Here is a 19448-nt window from a genome sequence, read left to right as displayed (position 1 = left end):
CGAGGGAACACGATGACCGACCCGCTGCGTCCGTCCGACCACGCCGACAGCGGCTCCGCCGACGAGGTCACCCAGCCGAAGCTGGGCGTCGTCGGCTGGCTGCGCTGGGGATGGCGTCAGCTGACCAGCATGCGCACGGCCCTGGTGCTGCTGCTCCTGCTCGCGATCGCCGCGGTGCCCGGCTCGCTGGTGCCGCAGCGCAGCGCCGACCCCAACGGCGTCACCCAGTACTTCACCGACAACCCCGACCTGGCGCCGGTGCTCGACAAGCTGAGCCTGTTCGACGTCTACACCTCGCCGTGGTTCTCGGCCATCTACCTTCTGCTGTTCATCTCGCTGATCGGCTGCGTGCTCCCGCGCACGAAGCACCACTGGAAGGCCCTGCGCTCGCAGCCCCCGCGTACGCCGGCGCGTCTGTCGCGCCTGGACGACCACCGCTCCCGCACGATCGCGGTCGAGGGTGATGCGGATGCGGATGCGGATGCCGTGGCGGCGGCCGCCGTGGAGTCCGCGGCCGCGCAGCTGCGCAAGAGCGGCTACCGGGTGGCGCGGTACGACGGGCGCGGATCGTTCTCGGTGTCCGCCGAGCGCGGATACCTGCGCGAGACCGGGAACCTGCTCTTCCACGGTGCGCTCGTGGGCGTGCTGATCGCCGTCGGCGTGGGCGGGGGATTCACCTACACCGGTCAGCGCGTTCTCGTCGAGGGGCAGGCCTTCGCGAACAGCCTGCTCGACTACTCCTCGTTCAACCCGGGTCGCTTCGTCAGCGGCGACACACTCACGCCGTACTCGATGACGCTCGACAAGTTCGACGTGACCTACGTCCCCCCGGGGCAGCCCGGATCGGGTCAGGCCGGCGATTTCGTCGCGCACGTCACGACGCAGGCCCCCGGTACCGATCCGCAGGACGGGGAGGTGCGCGTCAACCACCCGCTCGACGTGCAGGGCGACCGCGTCTACCTGCTCGGCAACGGCTACGCCCCGACCGTGACGATCCGCGACGCCCAGGGCAACGAGGTGTTCCACGACTCGGTCGCCTTCCTGCCCCAGGATGCCAACATGACCTCGCTCGGCGTCATCAAGGTCGCCGACGGCCTGCCCGAACAGCTCGGTCTGCTCGGCTTCTTCTACCCGACGATGGACGTGCTCCCCTCGGGCGCCCTGACCTCGACCTACGGGGCGCTGGAGTACCCGACGCTCACGCTGCGCGTCTACGAGGGCGACCTCGGCATCGACGACGGCACTCCCCGATCGGTGTACACGCTCGACCCCTCGGGCATGACGCAGATCGCCGGAGGAGACAGCGGGAACCCGGCCATCCAGCTCATGCCCGGCCAGACCGAAGACCTGCCGAACGGCCTCGGCACGATCACCTTCGAGAACGAGGCGCCCGCGGGAGCCGTCGGGTACGAGGGATCGGTCAAGCGTTTCGCCTCCCTGTCCATCCACCGCGACCTCGCAGGGCCCTGGGTGCTCTCCTTCGCCCTGCTGGCCCTGCTCGGTCTGCTCGCCGCGCTCTTCGTGCCGCGCCGCCGCATGTGGGTCAAGGCCACCCCGCAGGGCGACTCCGTGCTCGTCGAGTACGCGGGCCTCGCGCGCGGGGAGGACCCGACGCTCGCGGCGGCCGTCGACCAGCTCGCCGAGAAGCACGGTGCGACCCTCCCCCCGACCCCCGGCCAGAGCCACCCCGACACCGGAAAAGTAGACTGAGACCATGCCCGGAACCGACCCGCTTCTCCTCGACGAGATCTCCCTCCTCCTGGTGTGGACGGCGGTCGCCATCTACGTGCTGGCGTTCATCGCCTACGCGATCGACCTGGCGCGCCGCTCCGACCTCGCGCTCAAGGCGAAAGACGAGGTCGTCGCGCGCGAGCTCGTGACCGCGGGCGGCGGGGGAGTGATCTCTTCCGGCGGCGGGTCGGCGGCATCCGCCACCTCCGCCAAGCCGCGCTACTTCTGGGCCCGCCTGGGCACCGTGCTCACGGCTCTCGGGTTCGTCTTCCACCTTGTCGCGACGGTGCTGCGCGGAATCGCCGCCGAGCGCGTGCCGTGGTCGAACATGTACGAGTTCGCCATGACCGGGCTGCTGCTGATCATCGCGGTGTACCTGGCCGTGCTCACCCGTTACGACCTGCGCTTCCTCGGCTCGCTCATGACCGGCCTCGCCGTGCTGCTGCTCGGCGGAGCGACGCTGGCGTTCCACGTCGAGGTCGTGCCGCTCGCCGACCCGCTGAAGTCGGTGTGGCTCGTCGTGCACGTGTTCGTCGCGAGCCTGGCGACGGCGCTGTTCGCTCTGGCTTTCGGGCTCTCGGTCGTGCAGCTCATCCAGACCCGTCGCGAGCGCAAGCTCGCCGAAGCCCCGGGGGATGCCGAGCCGAAGCGCGGCTTCCTGCGCACGGTTCCGAACGCCGACGCCCTGGAGTCGCTGGCCTACCGCTTCGCGATCGTCGGCTTCATCTTCTGGACCTTCACCCTCATCGCCGGTTCGATCTGGGCCAACGACGCGTGGGGCCGCTTCTGGGGCTTCGACACCAAAGAGGTCTGGACCTTCGTCATCTGGGTGCTCTACGCCGGCTACATCCACGCTCGCGCGACCCGCGGCTGGCGGGGCACCCGCTCGGCGTGGCTGTCGATCATCGGCTTCACCGCGGTGCTGTTCAACTTCACGATCGTCAACGTCTTCTTCAAGGGCCTGCACGCCTACAGCGGCCTGACGACGTAATCCGCCCTTCCCGTGGGACTCGGGCCCGTCCGGCAGTCGCCGGGCGGGCCCTTCGCGTGCGCCCCTCACTCTGTTGAGTGTCCAAAACACGCCGGCCAACGGCGGACACGGACGGCGTGTTCTGGACACTCAATGCAATTCGGCCGCGCCGAGGGCACGGGCGACCGGGGTCACCACGTCGCGCTGGGGTGCGTTGAGGTGGTGAGCGACGACGCGGATCAGCGTCCAGCCTTCGCGCGCGATGGCGCGCCAGCGGTCGGCATCCCGGCGGCAGCGATCCTCGAGACGGGTCAGCGGGTGGTCGTGGGTGACGCGGACACCGTGGAACGGCGAACGCAGATCGTGCGCGCTGAGCCGTCGACGAAGGACGCCGTGCTCGTCCGCCTCCCGCACGAGAACGCCGAGCCGAGTTCGGGTGGAAGCGGTCGCGATCGCAGGTGGCCAGCCCACACCAGGTCCGCCCGCCCCGCGTCGCATGTTCCCGCGGCCTGTGGACACCCCCCTTGTGGAGGGCCCACCTCGGAGCGCCTCCTCGGATGAGTGTCCGAGAAACCCCGTTCGGGCAGGACGCGCACCGGCGTTTCCTGGACACTCAACCGAGAGCATCGCGCCGCGGAGCCGCGACCCGGTCCGGTGGCGCTCTCGCTCGTGGCGCCGTTACGCGGGCTGGGCGGCGGTCTTCGCGGAGGTCGTGCGGCGGCGCACCACGATCAGCGTCGTGACGATCAGCGACAGCACGGCCCACACGACGAACCCGGCGACGCCCGCCCCGACTCCACCGGCCGACGACAGGGCGCCGAGCATCGCCTGGTACGCCGGAGCCGTCGGCAGGAGGGATGCCGCGGCGGCCAGCGCCGGAGGCACGGTCGAGACGATGCTCGCTCCCAGCGCCAGCGCGCCGATCACGGCGGCGATCCAGCGTCCCGCGCCCCCGAACACCGCGACCAGGGCCTGGTGCACGGCCGCGAAGGCGATGCCGGCCGCGACGCACACGAGGGCGAACACCGCCCAGTCGCCCCAGTCGTACTTCGAGGCGATCTGCACCACCCCGGCCACCAGCAGACCCTGCACGGCTCCGATGAGGGCCGCGGGGGCGAAGCCGCGCAGGGCCACGAGGGCCGACGGGCGACGACTGGTGAGGGCGCGCGCCGACACGGCCTGGAACGCCACGAACGAGGCGAGCCCGCCGAACCACAGCACGGCCATCGCCAACAGGGGGACGGCCGCGAGGCCGAAGAGCGAGTCGTCGGCTCCCGTCGCCGACACCGGGTCGGCCACGACGTCGGCGAGGGTTGTCGCCTGGCTGTCGGTGTAGGTCGGCAGCTGCGCGACGGCGGAGTCCAGCCCGTCGGCGAGCGACGAGGTGCCGCTCGCGACCTGGCTCACGCCGTCGGCGAGTTTGCCGGCGCCGTCTTCGGCTCCGGAGGCTCCGGATGCCAGCTGCGCGGCGCCCGAACTCAGGGTCGCGGCGCCTGCGCCGAGCTTCGCCGTCCCGTCGGCCAGCTGGGTCGCACCGGTGGCGATGCCGTCCATTCCGCCGGCGAGCGTGCCGAGACCGGTCGCCGCCTCGCGGGCACCGCCGGCGAGGCCGGTCGCGCCGTCGGCGAGCTGCTGGTTGGCGTCGGCGATGGCGCGGATGCCGGCCGGGAGCTGGGCGGCCTGTCCGGCCAGATCGCCGATCCGCGTGACCGTGTCGGTCGCCTGGCCGAGAGAGGCTGCGGCGGCGGCCGCCGCATCGCGCAGGGCCTGGCACTGCTCCGGCGTTCCCGTACACTCCGCCGCCGCCTTCTGCAGGGCGTCGTTCGCATCGACCAGGGCCTTGTTGACCTGCGGGGCCGCGTCGGCGAGCTTCTGCGCGTCGTCGGCGAAGCCCGGGGGGATCTGGTCGGCGAGACCGTTGATCCGCGTCGCGAGCTCCTGGTTGCCGGCGGCGATGCCGTCGGCCCCGGTCGCGAGCTTGTCCACGCCCGCGGCGGCATCCCGCGTTCCGCTCGCGAGGGCCGTCGACCCCGACGCCAGCTTCGAGGCGCCGTCGGCGAGAGGGCCGGTGCCGGCCGCGATCTGGGCGGCCCCGTCGGCGACGCCCGCGGCTCCGGTGGAGAGCTGTCCGAGACCGTCGCGCAGGTCGCCCGCCCCGGTCGCGGCCTGCGAGGCTCCGTCGGCCAGCTGGTGCGCGCCGCTCGCGGCGGAGCCGAGCTGATCGCTCAGTGTGGTGAAGCCGAGGAAGACGTTCTTCAGGTACTGCGACGACAGTTCACCGCCGTAGACGCTGGTGGCGGTGGTGGCCAGCGCGGAGGTGATGGCTCCGTCGACGACGCGCGCGTCCGGGGCCGTCTGCACGCCGATCGTCGCCTTGACCGGCGTCTCGCCCGGCCGCGTCGAGAGCGAGGCGGCCGTGAAGTTCTCAGGGATCGTCACGACGGCCGTGTACGTCCCGTCGGCGAGGCCCGCGGCGGCATCCTCGTCGTTCGAGATGACCCAGTCGATGTTGCTCGACTGGTCGTCGGCGCCCTTGACGAGACCGCCGGTGAGCTGTCGACCGAGCGGGACGAGCTGGCCGTTCAGTTCGACGGCCTTGTCGTCGTTGACGATCGCGGCGGTGATGTTCTCGAGCCGGTCGGTGGGGTTGTACAGCGCGCCGACCAGGATGCCGCCGATCACAGCGGGCAGCAGGAGCACGCCGATGAGCGTGAGCCAGGTGACGGGGCGGCGCGAGCGGGAGCGCTCGACGGGGAGAGTCATGCGAACACCTCGGAGAGATCGGCGAAGGTTTCGGGTTCGGTGCGGTGCCGTCGCGGCGTGGGCAATGACAGGGATGCCACGTCGGGGCGGTGCGCCTCCGACAGCAGAGCGAGGGCGCGGCGTTCGTCGCGGGCCGACACGACGAGAGTGAAGGGCGACGAGGCGTCTCCCGCCCGCTCGCGGGCCTCGACCGCGGCGCGGCGGAGCACGTGCGCGACGTCGTCGCGGGCGTCGTCGTCGAGGCGGTCGATGTCGGAGACGACGACGATGCGCGTTCCGCGGGCGACGGCCTGGACCACGTCCGCCTCGGCGGTGGAGGGGTCGTCGAGGAGGGCGACGCCGACGCGGGCGCGCACGGCACCGGCGCGCTCCGGCACCAGCAGGCCGTCGACGCGGAGCTTGCCCTCGATCTTCGACAGGCGACCGGCGAGGGCGAGGAGGAGCGTGCGCGTGGTGCGGGTCTCTCCCGTCACCAGCAGCGTGCCGCCGTAGCCCAGGCGCAGCGACACGTCGCGGAACACCGGCTCCTCGGCATCCGACGAGACGGATGTCTGCAGATCGTCGGCGGCGATCGCCATCGCGGGCTCGGCGGGCCAGTCGGTGAGGTGCACCTCGCGCTCGACCGCCTCGCCCTCGACGTCGAGCTTGGGCAGGATGCGGTCGAGCCAGCGCGGCATCCACCACGCCTTCGCGCCCAGCAGGGCGAGGATCGCCGGCACGAGCGTCATGCGCACGAGGAACGCGTCGACGGCGACCCCGACCGCGAGCCCCAGGGCGATGGGCTTCAGGCTCGAGTCGCCCTCGGGGACGAACGCCACGAAGACCGCGAACATGATCACGGCCGCCGCCACGACGACGCGGGCGGATGCCGAGAAGCCGCTGCGGACCGCGCCGAGCGCCACCTCGCGGGGCGTGCGCCCGTCGCGTTTCGCGTGTACGTAGTCCTCGCGCATGCGCGAGACGAGGAAGACCTGGTAGTCCATCGCGAGGCCGAACAGCACACCCATCACGACGATGGGCATGAAGCTGATGATCGGTCCGACCTTGGCCACGTGCAGGGCGTCGGCGAACCACCCCCACTCGAACACGGCCGCGACGACGCCGAACGAGGCGGCGACCGACAGCAGGTACCCGCCGGCGGCGGTGAGCGGCACCCAGATCGAGCGGAACACGATCATCAGCAGCACGAGCGACAGGCCCACGACGAACAGGCCGAAGGGCAGGAGGGCCGCGCCCAGCTGATCGGAGATGTCGATCGTGACCGCGGTGTAGCCGGTGACGAGCAGGCGCACGCCGAACTCGTCGTACAGGCGGTCTTCCTGGGCGCGCAGCTCGCGCACGAGGTCGGCGGTGCGGGGGTCGTCGGGGGCCGTCTCGGGGACGATCTGGACGATGCCGGTGTCGGCGGTCTCGTTCGGCGTCGCCAGGGCCACCTCGGCCACGCCGGGGATCTTGGCGATCTCGTCGCCGATGTCGGTCATGAGGTTCAGCGGGTCGTTCGAGGTGACGATCGTCCCCGTCATGATGAGGGGGCCGTTCGCGCCGGGACCGAAGTACTCGTCGGTCAGCTCGTACGCGACGCGGGCCTCGTCGCCCTGGGGCAGCTGTCCCGCATTGGGGAGGGTCAGCGCGAGGGAGGCGGCGGGGATCGCCGTGACGCCGAGCACGCCGATCACGGCGACGGTGGTGACCACCGGATGCCGGGTGACCAGGCCCACCCAGCGCTTGGCGGGGCCGTTGCGCTGGGCCCGCACGGCCGCCGTCGAGGCGCGACGCACGCTCTCGGCCGCGGCCTCTTCGGCGGCGGCGGCGTCGTCTTCGGCGGTCGCCGTGCGCGAGCGCTTCTTCGGGCGCTTGTACCCCCAGCCGACCACGCGCTGACCGGCGAACCCGAGGAAGGCCGGGGTCAGGGTCAGCCCGACGCACACCGCGATCGCGACCGCGACGGAGGCGGCGATGCCCATGGTGGTGAGGAAGGGGATGCCGGCGAAGCCGAGGCCGATGAGGGCGATGAGCACGGTGATGCCGGCGAAGACCACGGCCGAGCCGGCGGTGCCGACGGCGCGCGCGGTGGACTCCTCGGGGTCCATGCCGGCTCTCGTCTGGTCTTGATGTCGCGACACGATGAAGAGGGCATAGTCGATGCCGACCGCCAGGCCCAGCATCACCGCCAGCAGCGGCGTCGTCGAGGACACCGTGGCGAATCCGGTCGCGATGAAGATCAGCGCGATCGAGAGGGCGACGCCGAGGATCGCGGTGGCCAGCGGCATCCCGGCCACGAGGAACGAGCGGAACGTCACCATGAGCACGAGGGCGGCGATCAGCACGCCGAGGGCTTCGGTGAGGGACGCGCCGGGGATCTCGGTGGCGAAGAGCTGGCCGCCCAGCACCGCCTGCGAGCCGGCGGGAAGGGCGTCGCCGAGGGCGGTGGCGGCCTCGCGGAGTCCGTCTTCGGTGGCCTGGGGCACCTCGGTGGATTCGCCGGAGAACTGGATGCGCACGATCGCGGCGCGCTGATCGTCGGAGATGCCGCCCGAGATGCGGGAGTCATAGGGGTCGGTCACGGCTTCGACGAAGTCGAGCCCGCCGACGTCGGTCGTGGTCTTCTGCACGGCGTCCTGGTAGGCCGGGTCCGTGACCTTCGCCCCGTCGGCTGAGACGACGATGATCTCGGCGCTCGCGCCGCTCACCTGGGGGAACGTGCGACCGAGCATCTCGAGGCCCGCCTGCGACTCGGTGCCCGGGATGGTGAAAGTGTTGTCGGTGCCCTTGGCGAAGAGAGCGACGCCGCCTCCGGCGAGCACGAGCACGAGCAGCCACGCGGTCAGGACGCGCCACGGGTGGCGGAACGACCAGCGACCCAGGGTGTACAGGAATGTCGACACGGCGGCTCCCACGATCGGTGAACGAGTCGATACATCACCGTATCGGATACATCAATGTATCGTAGTCGGAGCGGGCGGGGTCGAACCTGGATTTCGCCCCAGAAAGAGAGGCAGCGGATGAGCGATTCCGCCCCCGCGACGACGCGCCGTCGCGAGAACACGCGCACCCGTCTCATGGATGCCGCCGCCGAGATGTTCGCCGAGATCGGCATCGAGGCCGCGTCGGTCGAGGCCATCTGCGAGCGCGCCGGATTCACGCGCGGCGCCTTCTACTCCAATTTCGCCTCGAAGGAGGAGCTCTTCCTCGCGCTGTGCGCGCGATCGGCCGAGGTGACCGTCGCGATGGTGCGCGAACGCGTCACCTCGATCGAGGCGCGCGGCCTGGATGCCACGGGCGAGGTCCTCCAGCTCGTGCAGGAGGTGCTCGAGATCGCCGGCGACGACCGGCTCGACGTGCTGCTCGGCGCCGAGATCCGCGTGCAGGCGCTGCGCAGCCCGGAGTTCGCGGAGGCGTATCTCGCGCTGAACCGCGCGCTGAGCGTCAGCGTGACGCAGCTGGTGCGCGACATCGCCCACGCGCGCGGGCTCTCGCTGCGCGTTCCGGCCGAGATGGCGACCGAACTGCTGCTGTCCGCGTGGGTGACGACCGCCGAGAAGGCGCTCATGACGCGTCAGAACGCGACGGCCACCCGCGCCGCGCTCGGTGAGCGCCTCGAGCAGCTCGTGCGCCTCATCCTCGAGTGAGCAGCAGCCCGTAGCACCGGCTCAGACGCGCGAGCCACCAGTCGCGTCGTTCGTCGTCGGCGGCGACGCGGTCGAGGTCGGCCCCGGAGGGGCGCGGACGCTCCAGGCTCAGCATCCCGTCCCGGGCGACGAGGGGGGACGCCACGACGTCGGCGGTGAACAGCGACGCGGTGCCCAGACCGCAGTCGTAGGGCAGCTCCGGCAGCGACGCCGCGAGAGCCGCCCCCATCGACAGGCCGATGGAGGTGTCGAGCGCGCTCGAGACGACCACCGGGAGCCCCGCCCGCCGCACGATCTCGCGCGCCGCGCGGACGCCGCCGAGGGGCTGCGCCTTGATCACGAGCAGGTCGGCGGCTCCGCTGCGCGCGACCCGCAGGGGATCGGCCGCCTTGCGGACGCTCTCGTCGGCGGCGATCGGGATGTCGAGGTAAGCGATGCGCTCCCGCAGCTGCGCGAGCTCCTCGACCTCGGCGCACGGCTGCTCGACGTACTCCAGGTCGAACTCGGCGAGGGCGTGCACCGCTCTCTCGGCCTCGTCGACGTTCCAGGCGGCGTTGGCGTCGACGCGCACGCGCCCCTCGGGGCCCATGCTCTCGCGCACCGCCCGCACCCGCGCGACGTCGTCGGCGAGGGTCTGACCGGCCTCGCCCACCTTCACCTTGACCGTTCGGCATCCGTCGTAGCGTTCCAGGATGCCGCGCACCTCGCCCGCGGGCACCGCCGGCATCGTGGCGTTGACGCCGATGCGGTCGCGGACCGGGAGGGGAGAAGGGGACCACCCGTAATCGAGGGCGGCGCCGAGCCAGGTCGCCGCCTCATCGTCGCCGTACTCGACGAACGGGGAGAACTCGGTCCACCCCTCCGGCCCCTCGAAGACGACCGCTTCGCGCACGTGGATGCCGCGGAAGCGCGCGGCCAGGGGAAGGGAGACGACTCGCGCGGTGGCGAGGACGTCGGCGAGCGGGGGGAGGGCGACGGTGCTCATGCCCTCATCATGGCGCTCAGCGCGGTCCGCCGCCGCCGAACCCGCCGAGCCAGAACGTCTGGCGTTCGACGGTGTACGAGGACAGGTCCTTCTGCCCGTCGAGGGATTGCCGAGCGGTCTCGGCCTGCTCGTGCGTGCGGCGCGGGCCGAACAGGTAATCCCGCAGTCGCGAGAGCTTCGACATCTTCTTCGTCATGATGACTCCGATCGTCTGGCCTCTCCACGCTACGTGGCCGGGAGCCGGCCGTCCACCCGTCCCGCCGTCCGGGCACGGGCATAGGCTGACGCCATGCTCTTCGACACTCCGGTGCGGCTCGGCGTCCAGATCCAGCCGCAGCACGTGCAGTACTCCGACATCCGCGACGCCGTCCTCCGTCTCGAGGAGATGGGCGTCGACGTCCTGTTCAACTGGGACCACTTCTTCCCGCTCTACGGCGACCCCGACGGGGAGCACTTCGAGGCGTGGACCATGCTGGCGGCCTGGGCCGAGCAGACCGAGCGCGTCGAGTTCGGCGCCCTCGTCAACTGCAACAGCTACCGCAACGCCGACCTGCAGGCCGACATGGCGCGCACCGTCGACCACATCAGCAAGAAGGGCGGCGACACCGGTCGCTTCATCTTCGGCACCGGTTCGGGCTGGTTCCAGCGCGACTATGACGAGTACGGCTACGAGTTCGGCACCGCGGGCTCGCGGCTCAACGCCCTCGCGACCGATCTTGATCGCATCGCCGCGCGCTGGTCGAAGCTCAACCCCGCCCCCACCCGCGAGATCCCCGTCATGATCGGCGGCAAGGGCGAGCAGAAGACGTTGCGCATGGTCGCCCGTCACGCCCACATCTGGCACAGCTTCGTCACGCCCGACGAACTGCCGCACAAGTTCGACGTTATCCGGACGTGGGCCGAGACCGAGCAGCGCGATCTGTCCGACCTCGTCGTGTCGAACGAGCTCAAGGACCGCGACGAGGACGTCGCGGACGCGCTGTTCGACGCCGGCACCCGCTTGTTCACGCTCGGTTTCTCGGGCCCCGAGTGGGACTACTCGCTCGTCGAGCGCTGGCTGCGCTGGCGCGACGCAAAGAACGCCTGACGCGAGTCGCCCGCCCAGCGGCGTCCCGGGTTTCCGGGGCGCCGCTGTCGCGTTCACGGCTTGAACTGCGCTCCGCCGGACGTGCCCGTCCAGTTTCTCGCGGCTTCACCGGCGTAGTACGCGGACTCGCTCTGATGGTTCAGCGAGCGGCGGGCGTCCTCGGACGCGTCGTGCGGGGGTGCGCCCAGGAAGTACTCCCGGATGCGGCCCAGAATCGACACCTTCTTCGTCATGATGACTCCGATCGTCGGGGTGCCCACGCTACGACGCCCGCCCGAAGGGTGTCCAGTGCGCCTCGTTCCCGTCCGTCGCCGAGCGGCCGCGCGTAGGCTGAAACCGTGACCGTCTCCGAGCTCTTCGACCCCGCGGAATGGACCCTGGCGCCCGGCGCCGAGGACTACACCGACATCACCGCCCACGTCACCCACGACGGTCGCGTCGCGCGCATCGCGTTCGACCGCCCGGAGGTGCGCAACGCGTTCCGCCCGCACACCGTCGACGAGCTGTACCGCGCCCTCGACATCGCGCGGCAGGACCACCGCATCGGCGTGGTGCTGCTGACCGGCAACGGACCCAGCCCGAAGGACGGCGGCTGGGCGTTCTGCTCTGGCGGCGATCAGCGCATCCGCGGGCGCGACGGCTACAAGTACTCCCACGAAGAGCACATCGTGCACGACCCGGGCCGCGCGGGGCGCCTGCACATCCTCGAGGTGCAGCGCCTGATCCGTTTCATGCCGAAGGTCGTCATCGCCGTGGTCCCCGGGTGGGCGGCCGGCGGCGGCCACTCCCTCAACGTCGTCTGCGACCTGTCGATCGCCAGCCGCGAGCACGGTCGCTTCAAGCAGACGGATGCCGACGTCGGATCGTTCGACGCCGGCTACGGTTCCGCGTACTTCGCACGTCAGATCGGGCAGAAGTTCGCCCGCGAGATCTTCTTCCTGGCCGAGGAGTACTCCGCCGAGCGCGCCTACGAGATGGGGGCGGTGAACCGGGTCGTCGCGCACGCGGAGCTCGAGCGGGAGGCGCTGGCGATGGCCCGCACCATCCTCACCAAGTCGCCGACGGCGATCCGCATGCTCAAGTACGCCTTCAACGCCGTCGACGACGGGCTCGTCGGCCAGCAGCTGTTCGCCGGGGAGGCCACGCGCCTCGCCTACGGCACCGACGAGGCCGTCGAGGGCCGCGACTCCTTCCTCGAGAAGCGCGAGCCCGACTGGTCCGACGTGCCGTGGCACTACTGAGCGCCGGGGCCGCCGCGTGAGGCTCGAGCCGCCGGCATCCGACGATCCGCGCGACGTCCTGCGCGCGCTGCGCGCCGGCGTGCTCGGGGCGGGACCGGCCGTCGCGCTCGGCGCGGGCGGACGCGTCGACGAGGTGCCGTCGGGGACCGCCGTCGTCGTGACCACCTCCGGGTCGACCGGCGTGCCGAAGTCGGTGATCCTCTCGCGCAACGCCCTCATCGCGAGCGCCTACGCGACCGCGGCCCGCATCGGCGAGGGAGCGTGGCTCCTCGCCGTTCCGGCGACGTACGTCGCGGGCGTCCAGGTGCTCGTGCGCGCCCTGCTCGCCGATCGCGAGCCGGCCGTGGTCGCGGGGCCCTTCCGCCCCGAGCCGTTCGCCGCCGCGGCTCTCGGCATGGCCTCGCACGAGAACGGCGCGCGCGTCCCGACGTACACCTCGCTCGTTCCGGCGCAGTTGCAGCGCCTCCTGGATGCCGCCGAGACCGACGCCACCGTGACCGACGCGCTGCGGTCGTTCGAGGCGATCCTCATCGGCGGGCAGGCCCTCGCCCCCGCGGTCGCGGAGCGAGCGCACGCCCTGGGTGCACGGATCGTCCGCACGTACGGATCGAGCGAGACGAGCGGGGGATGCGTCTACGACGGCGTGCCCCTCGACGGCGTCGGCGTCGCCGTCGTCGACGGCGAGGTGAGACTGTCGGGACCGATGCTCGCCGAGGGCTACCTCCGCGACCCCGAGCGCACGGCATCCGTCTTCCCCACCGCCGCCGACGGAACGCGGTGGTACCGCACCGGCGACGGGGGAGAGATCGTCGACGGCGTGCTGCGGGTGACCGGGCGGCTCGACAACGTCATCGTCTCGGGCGGGGTGAACGTCTCGCTCGATCGGGTCGAGGCCGCCGTGCGCGGCGTGGCCGGTCTCGAAGAGGCGGTGGTCGTGCCGGTCCCGGATGCCGAATGGGGCCAGGGATCCGCGGTCGTCGTGCCGGGTCTCTCGCCCGACGACGAAGGCGCCGTGCTCGAGCGGGTGCGCGCCGTGGTCGGCGCGGCCGTGGGCGCCCCCGCGCGCCCGGCGCGGGTGGTCGCCGTCGCCGAACTCCCGACGCTGTCGTCGGGCAAGCCCGATCGCGCGGCCCTGCGCGCGGCGCTCGGGCACGACCCGCGGGCATAGGATTGCCCTCCGTGGCAGCACCCTCTCGCAAGCGTTCGCACCCGGCCCCGAAGCGTCGACCCGGCGGCAACCCGCAGAAGGCGAAGGCGGGCGCCCCGCAGGCCGTGGCTCCGGCCACCGCGCGCGACTGGATCGCGGCGGCCCGCGTGCGCACGCTGCCCCTCGCCATCACGCCGGTGCTCATCGGCACGGGGGCGGCGACGCTCGTCGACGAGCAACTCCACGGGGTGATCGCCCTCGCCTGCCTCGCGGTCGCCTTCGCGCTGCAGATCGGCGTCAACTACGCCAACGACTACTCCGACGGCATCCGCGGCACCGACGACGTGCGCGTGGGCCCCGGACGACTGACCGGGGGCAAGAAGGCGAAGCCGCGCACGGTGCTGCTCGTCGCCCTGGCGTTCTTCGCGCTCGCCGCGGTGATCGGCCTCGCCCTGGTCATCCGCACGGGACAGTGGTGGCTCCTCGCCGTCGGCGCGGTCTGCATCGTCGCGGCGTGGTTCTACACCGGCGGCAAGCGCCCGTACGGCTACAACGCCATGGGCGAGCTGTTCGTGTTCGTGTTCTTCGGCCTGGTCGCGACCCTCGGCACGACGTGGCTGCAGGTGCGCTCCCTGCCGCAGGAGGCGTGGTTCGGCGCGGTGGCCGCGGGGCTGCTCGCGTGCGCGGTGCTGCTGGCCAACAACCTGCGCGACATCGACCAGGACCGCCTCGCCGGCAAGCGCACGCTGTCGGTGCTGATCGGTCGGCGCCCCACGCAGGTGCTGTTCACGCTGTTCGTTCTCATCCCCTTCGCGATCGCCGTGTTCCTCGCGTTCGTCTACCCGATCGCGTGGCTCACCCTGATCGCGCTGCTGGGCGCACTGGCCGCGATCCTCATCGTGTGGACCTACCGGACGCCGCGCGAGCTCATCACGGCCCTGCAGGTGACGAGTTTCACCTCGGTGGCCTACGGCGCGCTGCTGTTCTGGGCGTTCGCGGGCTGACGGCCCCGCTGCACCGGGAGGGTCGCAGCGCGCGGGGATGATGCGGGAGGCCGGGCCTCAGCCCGCCGCGGGGCGGTGGTCGCCGCTGTCGTCGGGCCGGGTGGCATCCACCACCGCGTCCTCGGCGTCGGCGTCGGTGTCGGCGCCGGAACGGCGACCCGTCGTGGCGCGCTGGGCACGACGCTCGGCGAGACCGCCCGTGACCTTCTCGAGGGGGCGGCGCAGGAACAGCAGCGACAGGCTGAAGCCGATGAGCGCCGCGAAGATCGCGGCGAGCCACGGCAGCTCCCGGAAGACGGGGAAGAGCAGCAGGATGCCGAGGGGCACGAGGAACGCGAGCAATCGCAGCACCGTGTAGACGAGGGCCGAACGAGCACGCATTGTTTCATTCTACGGCGGCGCCGGCGCGGCCCCTCCGCGGTCGTTCGACGGTGGGCGAAGGCTCTCGGTCTCCGGGCCCCCGTCCAGCCGCCGCACGTAGAATCACTCCATGGCACGGCTGCTTCTCATCCTGGCGCTCGTGGCGGTCCTGTTCTGGGTCTACACGATCGTCGATTGCGCTGTGCAACCCCCCTCTCGTCACCGCGGGGTGAGCAAGCCGGCGTGGCTGGCCATCGTCATCCTGCTCCCGGTGCTCGGCGGCATCCTGTGGTTCGCGATCGGCCGCGGCCGTGCGAGCCAGACGGTCGTGCGGAGGGCGCCCGATGACGACCCCGAGTTCCTCGGACGCATGACGGCCTCGGCCCGGGCCGAGCAGGACGAGCGCATCCGCCGCCTCGAAGAAGAGCTCGCGCAGCTCGACGCCGATGCCGACGACCCGCCCCGTCCGCCGCGCACCACCGACCCGGGCGACACCCCCGGCAGCGGAAAGCCCGGCGACGACGACACCCGCGGTCAGCGCGGCACCGTCGGCTGAGCCCGTCGTGACCTCGCCGAACGACCGCTCCGCCGCGCCCGCCACCGACGCGGCGGCCGCCCTCCTCGCGGGTCTCGTGGCCCGCGGCGTCCAACACATCGTGGTCAGCCCGGGTTCCCGTTCGCAGGCGCTCGCCCTCGTCGCGGCCGAGCTGGAGCGCGCCGGGCTCGTGCGCCTGCACGTGCGCATCGACGAGCGCGTCGCGGGGTTCACGGCGCTCGGCATCGGGCGCGAGACCGGGATGCCGGCGGTCGTCGTGTGCACCTCCGGCACCGCCGTGGCCAACCTCCTCCCCGCCGCTCTCGAAGCCCATCACGCGGGCGTCCCGCTCCTGCTCCTCACCGGGGATCGGCCGCCCGAGCTGCGCGGGGTCGGAGCGAATCAGACCACCCGGCAGCCGGGCCTGTTCCGCTCGGCGACGCGCTTCGAGGCGGATCTCGCCGTGCCGGAGGCCGTCGACCACACCGGCGACGACGCGCAGAGCGTCGCCCTCGACCAGGTCGCGGCCGAGGCGCTGGGCGCCTCCCTCGGCGAGGGTGCGCGCGCGGCCGGCCCGGTTCACCTCAACGTGCCCTTCCGTGAGCCGCTCGCCGGCGCGGTGCCGTCGTGGCTGCTCGAGCGGGCGGCATCCCGGGTCTCCGACACCGCCGCCGCGGAGGCCGTCATCCCCGATGACGACGACCTCTCCGGGGCGCTGTACCAGGGCGGGGGCGGCATCGGCATCGCCGACGTCGCGCCCGAGACCGGGGCGGCGCACCCCGTCGCGGCCGGCCCCCGCACCATCGTGGTCGCGGGAGCGGACGCGGGACCCGCCGCGGAGCAGTTCGCGCACGAGGGCGGCTTCCCGCTGGTCGCCGAGATCGTCAGCGGCGCGCGCTTCGGCCGGCACGTGGTGCACGGCTACCGGGCCCTGCTGAGCGACCCCGACCTCGGCGGACGGGTGGAGCGCGTCGTCGTCTTCGGCCGGCCCACCCTCAGCCGCGAGGTGACGCGTCTGCTCATGCGCGACGATGTCGAGATCCTCGCGGTACGCGGTCCGGGCGAACCCGTCAACCTGAACGGCGCGACCACGGCCGTCGACGCCGTCCGGGCGACGGGCACGGCCGATCGCGCGTGGCTCGGTGAGTGGATGCGCGCGTCGCGCGACGCCGCGGTCGACCTCTCGCCCCCGGCTCCCGACGCCGAGGGACTGGCCTCCGCGGTCCCCGCCGAACGCCTCGGCGCGATCAACGCCGAGGTCGGCGTCATGCGCGCCCCCGTCGACCGGCCCGCTCTCGTCGACGCGCTGTGGCGGGCGACCTGGCCGCACGACCGCCTGGTGTTCGGTTCGTCGCGCATCGTGCGCGTCGCCGACGAGCTGCTCGGCGGCAAGAAGGTCACCGTGCACTCCAACCGCGGGCTCGCCGGGATCGACGGGACCATCGCGACGGCGACCGGGGTCGCCCTCGCCAGCCAGGTCGACGAACGGCCCGGCGTGACCCGCCTCCTGCTCGGAGACCTCGCGTTCCTGCACGACATGGGCGCGCTGCTGCTGCCGCCCGGCGAGCAGGAGCCGCGCCTGCAGGTCGTCGTCGGCAACGACGGCGGCGGCACGATCTTCGACGGTCTCGAGGTGGCATCCGTCGCCGGTGACGACGCGATGACGCGCGTGCAGTACACCCCGCAGACCGCGCGACTCGAACAGCTCGCCCTCGCCTTCGGGTGGGAGTACCACCGCTGCACCACCCGGGTCGCCCTCGACCAGGTGCTCACCGCCCCGAGCGGGGGACGCCAGCTGATCGAGGTGCCGCTCCCGCGCTGAGCGCCGGGTCGGGGTCTCCTGCGCCCGCGCGGATCCCGTCAAGCTCTGGCGTCGATCCCGGATGCCACGGCACCATGTCGGGATGAGCAGAAGCCAGAGATGGTCCACGCCCGCCGCCGACGCCCTGCGCGTCGACCCGGGGTTCCGCCTCGCCGACATCGACACGCGGTCGACACCGGGGTACGACGGAGACAAGGACGACGGCAAGGCCGATCTCGACGCGGGCCGGGAGCCGCTGGAGGATCTGCAGGAGCGACTCTTCGCCGAGAGCGTGGCCGGCACCGCGACCGGTTCGGTGCTGCTGGTGCTGCAGGCGATGGACACCGCGGGCAAGGGCGGCATCGTGCGCCACGTCGTGGGCGCGGTCGACCCTCAGGGCGTCGAGCTCGCGTCGTTCAAGAAGCCGACCAGCGAGGAGCTCGCCCACGACTTCCTGTGGCGCATCGAGAAGCGCCTGCCGAACACCGGTCACATCGGGGTGTTCGACCGCTCGCACTACGAGGACGTGCTCATCGGACGCGTGCGTTCCCTCGCCCCCGCCGACGAGATCGACCGTCGCTACGGCGCCATCGTCGCCTTCGAGGCGCAGGCGGCCGAGATGGGCATCCGGGTGGTCAAGGTGATGCTGCACATCTCGAAGGACGAGCAGCGCGAGCGCCTGGCGAAGCGGCTCGACCGCCCCGACAAGCACTGGAAGTACAACCCCTCCGACGTCGACGAGCGCGAGCTCTGGGACGACTACATGGACGCCTACCAGGTGGCCATCGAGCGCACCTCGACCCCGGTCGCCCCGTGGCACGTGGTGCCCGCCGATCGCAAGTGGTACGCCCGCCTCGCGGTGCAGCAGCTGCTGATCGACGCGCTGGTCGACATCGACCCGCAGTGGCCGGCGGCCGACTACGACGTCGAGGAGGAGCGCCGGCGTCTCGCCGCGTCGTGACTCAGGCCAGGGCCTCGACGATCGGACGGAACTTCACGCGCGTCTCCAGCAGCTCGGACTCCGGCACGCTGTCGGCGACGATCCCCGCGCCGGCATAGGCGGTGATCGGCGCCGTCGGCGACGACGGGGCCGACCGGTCGATCTGCGCGCACCGCAGCGCGATCGCCCACTCACCGTCTCCCGAGGCGCCGGTCCAACCGACGGCCCCGGCGTAGCGCCCGCGGTCGAAGGGCTCGAGGCGGCGGATGACCTCCATCGCCGCGGCCGTGGGCGTCCCCGCGACGGCGGCGGTGGGGTGGAGCACCGAGAGCAGGTCGAGAGAGGAGGCGTCTTCGCTGAGCACGCCCTCGACGTCGGTGGCGAGGTGCCAGACGTTCGGCAGCTTGAGGGTGAAGGGCCGTGACTCGGCCGCGAGCGACGAGGTGTGGGGGGCGAGGGCTTTCAGGACGCTCTGCACGGCGAAGCGGTGCTCATCCTGGTCCTTGGTGCTCTCGGTGAGGGCGATGGATGCCGCGACGTCGGCGTCGGCGTCCCCGCCGCGCGCCACGGTCCCGGCGAGCACGCGCGCCGTCACCGTGCCGTCCGACACCGTCACCAGCGTCTCGGGGCTCGCCCCGATCAGGCCGTCGACGGCGAACACCCAGCAGTCGGGGTACCCCTCGAGGAGGGAGCGCACCAGGCGCCGCAGGTCGGAGCCGGCCGGGACCGTCCCCGTGATGTCGCGCGCGAGCACGACCTTGGCCACCTCACGGGCGCCGATGGCCTCGATGGCCTGGCGGACGGCATCCTGGTACTTCTCGGCCGTCTGCCGACCGGGGCCCAGGGTGGCCGACCAGTGCGGGCCGAAGGGGGAGCGCGGGGGCAGCTCGGGCTCGGGCTCGTCGGGGGTGTCGTCGAAGGCCAGGCGCGTGACCCAGGCCCGACCGCTGTGGCGTCCGACGATCATGCCGGGCACGCGCAGCACGTTCTCGCGCTCGGAGCGGGGGTCGAAGACGAACGAGCCGAAGGCCACGAGACCGGTTCCCGGCAGCTGCACGGGGTCGTCGACCTCGGCGGCCGCGGCGATCGCCCGCCACCGCTCCGAGATGGTCGCGTCGCCCGGCTGCGCGCCGACGTACCGCAGCGTGAGCAGGTCGCCGAACGCCGCGAGCGACTCCCCGCGCCGGCTCCAGAAGAGCGGGTCGTACGGCGTCGTGTACGCCAGCACGTCGTCCATCGGGGGGATCTCGCGCGT

General features: G+C 72.2%; 18 protein-coding genes. 10 read left to right on the top strand and 8 right to left on the bottom strand.

Features of this window, described 5'->3' with window-relative positions; all coding sequences use genetic code 11:
- Window positions 1–12: 12 nt before the first annotated feature.
- Together AB1K56_RS02925 and ccsB are read left to right on the top strand one after the other, a co-directional pair.
- Complete coding sequence (locus tag AB1K56_RS02925; protein ID WP_371204476.1) at window positions 13–1710, top strand: cytochrome c biogenesis protein ResB; 1698 nt, start codon at window positions 13–15, stop codon at window positions 1708–1710.
- Window positions 1711–1714: 4 nt separating this feature from the next.
- A complete protein-coding gene (gene ccsB / locus AB1K56_RS02920) occupies window positions 1715–2722 on the top strand; it encodes a c-type cytochrome biogenesis protein CcsB (RefSeq protein ID WP_371204475.1) in 1008 nt (335 codons plus the stop codon).
- A gap of 129 nt (window positions 2723–2851) precedes the next feature.
- Here ccsB and AB1K56_RS02915 read toward each other — a convergent pair whose 3' ends face one another.
- The 3 genes from AB1K56_RS02915 to AB1K56_RS02905 form a co-directional block, all read right to left on the bottom strand.
- Entirely contained in the window at window positions 2852–3172 is a 321-nt protein-coding gene (locus tag AB1K56_RS02915) for a hypothetical protein (RefSeq protein WP_371204474.1), read from the bottom strand.
- A gap of 207 nt (window positions 3173–3379) precedes the next feature.
- Entirely contained in the window at window positions 3380–5464 is a 2085-nt protein-coding gene (locus tag AB1K56_RS02910; RefSeq protein WP_371204473.1) for a YhgE/Pip domain-containing protein, read from the bottom strand.
- Window positions 5461–8349, bottom strand: coding sequence for an MMPL family transporter (locus tag AB1K56_RS02905; RefSeq protein WP_371204472.1), 2889 nt, complete (start codon window positions 8347–8349; stop codon window positions 5461–5463). The genes AB1K56_RS02910 and AB1K56_RS02905 overlap by 4 nt, the downstream gene beginning before the upstream one ends.
- Window positions 8350–8466: 117 nt before the next feature.
- On the opposite strand from AB1K56_RS02905, the gene AB1K56_RS02900 reads away from it, so the two are divergent.
- Window positions 8467–9093 (top strand): TetR family transcriptional regulator, encoded by a 627-nt coding sequence (locus AB1K56_RS02900; RefSeq protein WP_371204471.1) that lies wholly within the window; start codon window positions 8467–8469, stop codon window positions 9091–9093.
- Here the strand turns inward: AB1K56_RS02900 and AB1K56_RS02895 are convergent.
- A complete protein-coding gene (locus AB1K56_RS02895; RefSeq protein ID WP_371204470.1) occupies window positions 9080–10078 on the bottom strand; it encodes an o-succinylbenzoate synthase in 999 nt (332 codons plus the stop codon). The two genes, AB1K56_RS02900 and AB1K56_RS02895, sit on opposite strands and share 14 nt — an antisense overlap.
- Window positions 10079–10094: 16 nt before the next feature.
- Window positions 10095–10274 (bottom strand): hypothetical protein, encoded by a 180-nt coding sequence (locus AB1K56_RS02890; RefSeq protein WP_371204468.1) that lies wholly within the window; start codon window positions 10272–10274, stop codon window positions 10095–10097.
- Between the two features lie 93 nt (window positions 10275–10367).
- Here AB1K56_RS02890 and AB1K56_RS02885 point away from each other — a divergent pair, with 93 nt between their 5' ends.
- Entirely contained in the window at window positions 10368–11165 is a 798-nt protein-coding gene (locus AB1K56_RS02885; RefSeq protein ID WP_371204467.1) for an LLM class F420-dependent oxidoreductase, read from the top strand.
- Window positions 11166–11218: 53 nt separating this feature from the next.
- On the opposite strand, the gene AB1K56_RS02880 is transcribed toward AB1K56_RS02885, so the two are convergent.
- Window positions 11219–11398, bottom strand: a complete 180-nt coding sequence (locus AB1K56_RS02880; RefSeq protein WP_371204466.1) for a hypothetical protein — start codon at window positions 11396–11398, stop codon at window positions 11219–11221.
- Between the two features lie 105 nt (window positions 11399–11503).
- Here AB1K56_RS02880 and AB1K56_RS02875 point away from each other — a divergent pair, with 105 nt between their 5' ends.
- Genes AB1K56_RS02875 through AB1K56_RS02865 form a run of 3 tightly spaced genes read left to right on the top strand, consistent with a single transcriptional unit; the run spans window position 11504 to window position 14557 of the window.
- Window positions 11504–12406, top strand: coding sequence for a 1,4-dihydroxy-2-naphthoyl-CoA synthase (locus AB1K56_RS02875; RefSeq protein WP_371204465.1), 903 nt, complete (start codon window positions 11504–11506; stop codon window positions 12404–12406).
- 16 nt (window positions 12407–12422) lie between these two features.
- Window positions 12423–13574, top strand: coding sequence for an AMP-binding protein (locus AB1K56_RS02870; RefSeq protein WP_371204464.1), 1152 nt, complete (start codon window positions 12423–12425; stop codon window positions 13572–13574).
- An 11-nt stretch (window positions 13575–13585) separates the two neighbouring features.
- Complete coding sequence (locus AB1K56_RS02865; protein WP_371204463.1) at window positions 13586–14557, top strand: 1,4-dihydroxy-2-naphthoate polyprenyltransferase; 972 nt, start codon at window positions 13586–13588, stop codon at window positions 14555–14557.
- A gap of 57 nt (window positions 14558–14614) precedes the next feature.
- On the opposite strand, the gene AB1K56_RS02860 is transcribed toward AB1K56_RS02865, so the two are convergent.
- On the bottom strand, window positions 14615–14938 hold the full coding sequence (locus AB1K56_RS02860) for a DUF4229 domain-containing protein (RefSeq protein ID WP_264631571.1): 324 nt from the start codon (window positions 14936–14938) through the stop codon (window positions 14615–14617).
- Between the two features lie 109 nt (window positions 14939–15047).
- Between AB1K56_RS02860 and AB1K56_RS02855 the strand changes: the two genes are divergently transcribed.
- The 3 genes from AB1K56_RS02855 (at window position 15048) to AB1K56_RS02845 (ending at window position 18214) form a co-directional block, all read left to right on the top strand.
- A complete protein-coding gene (locus AB1K56_RS02855) occupies window positions 15048–15473 on the top strand; it encodes a PLD nuclease N-terminal domain-containing protein (protein ID WP_136587585.1) in 426 nt (141 codons plus the stop codon).
- The gene (menD, locus tag AB1K56_RS02850; RefSeq protein ID WP_371204462.1) at window positions 15364–17274 is read left to right on the top strand and encodes a 2-succinyl-5-enolpyruvyl-6-hydroxy-3-cyclohexene-1-carboxylic-acid synthase; all 1911 of its coding nucleotides are present in this window, start codon (window positions 15364–15366) and stop codon (window positions 17272–17274) included. Before AB1K56_RS02855 ends, menD begins: the two co-directional genes overlap by 110 nt.
- An 82-nt stretch (window positions 17275–17356) precedes the next feature.
- On the top strand, window positions 17357–18214 hold the full coding sequence (locus tag AB1K56_RS02845; protein WP_136587587.1) for a PPK2 family polyphosphate kinase: 858 nt from the start codon (window positions 17357–17359) through the stop codon (window positions 18212–18214).
- 1 nt (window position 18215) lies between these two features.
- Here AB1K56_RS02845 and AB1K56_RS02840 read toward each other — a convergent pair whose 3' ends face one another.
- Complete coding sequence (locus tag AB1K56_RS02840; protein ID WP_264631682.1) at window positions 18216–19430, bottom strand: isochorismate synthase MenF; 1215 nt, start codon at window positions 19428–19430, stop codon at window positions 18216–18218.
- Window positions 19431–19448 lie beyond the last annotated feature (18 nt).

The organism is Microbacterium sp. BWR-S6Y (assembly GCF_041379845.1).
Taxonomy (GTDB): domain Bacteria; phylum Actinomycetota; class Actinomycetes; order Actinomycetales; family Microbacteriaceae; genus Microbacterium; species Microbacterium hydrothermale.
The sequence above is the reverse complement of the archived record's forward strand: the minus strand, read 5'-3'. Positions and strand labels throughout refer to the sequence as shown.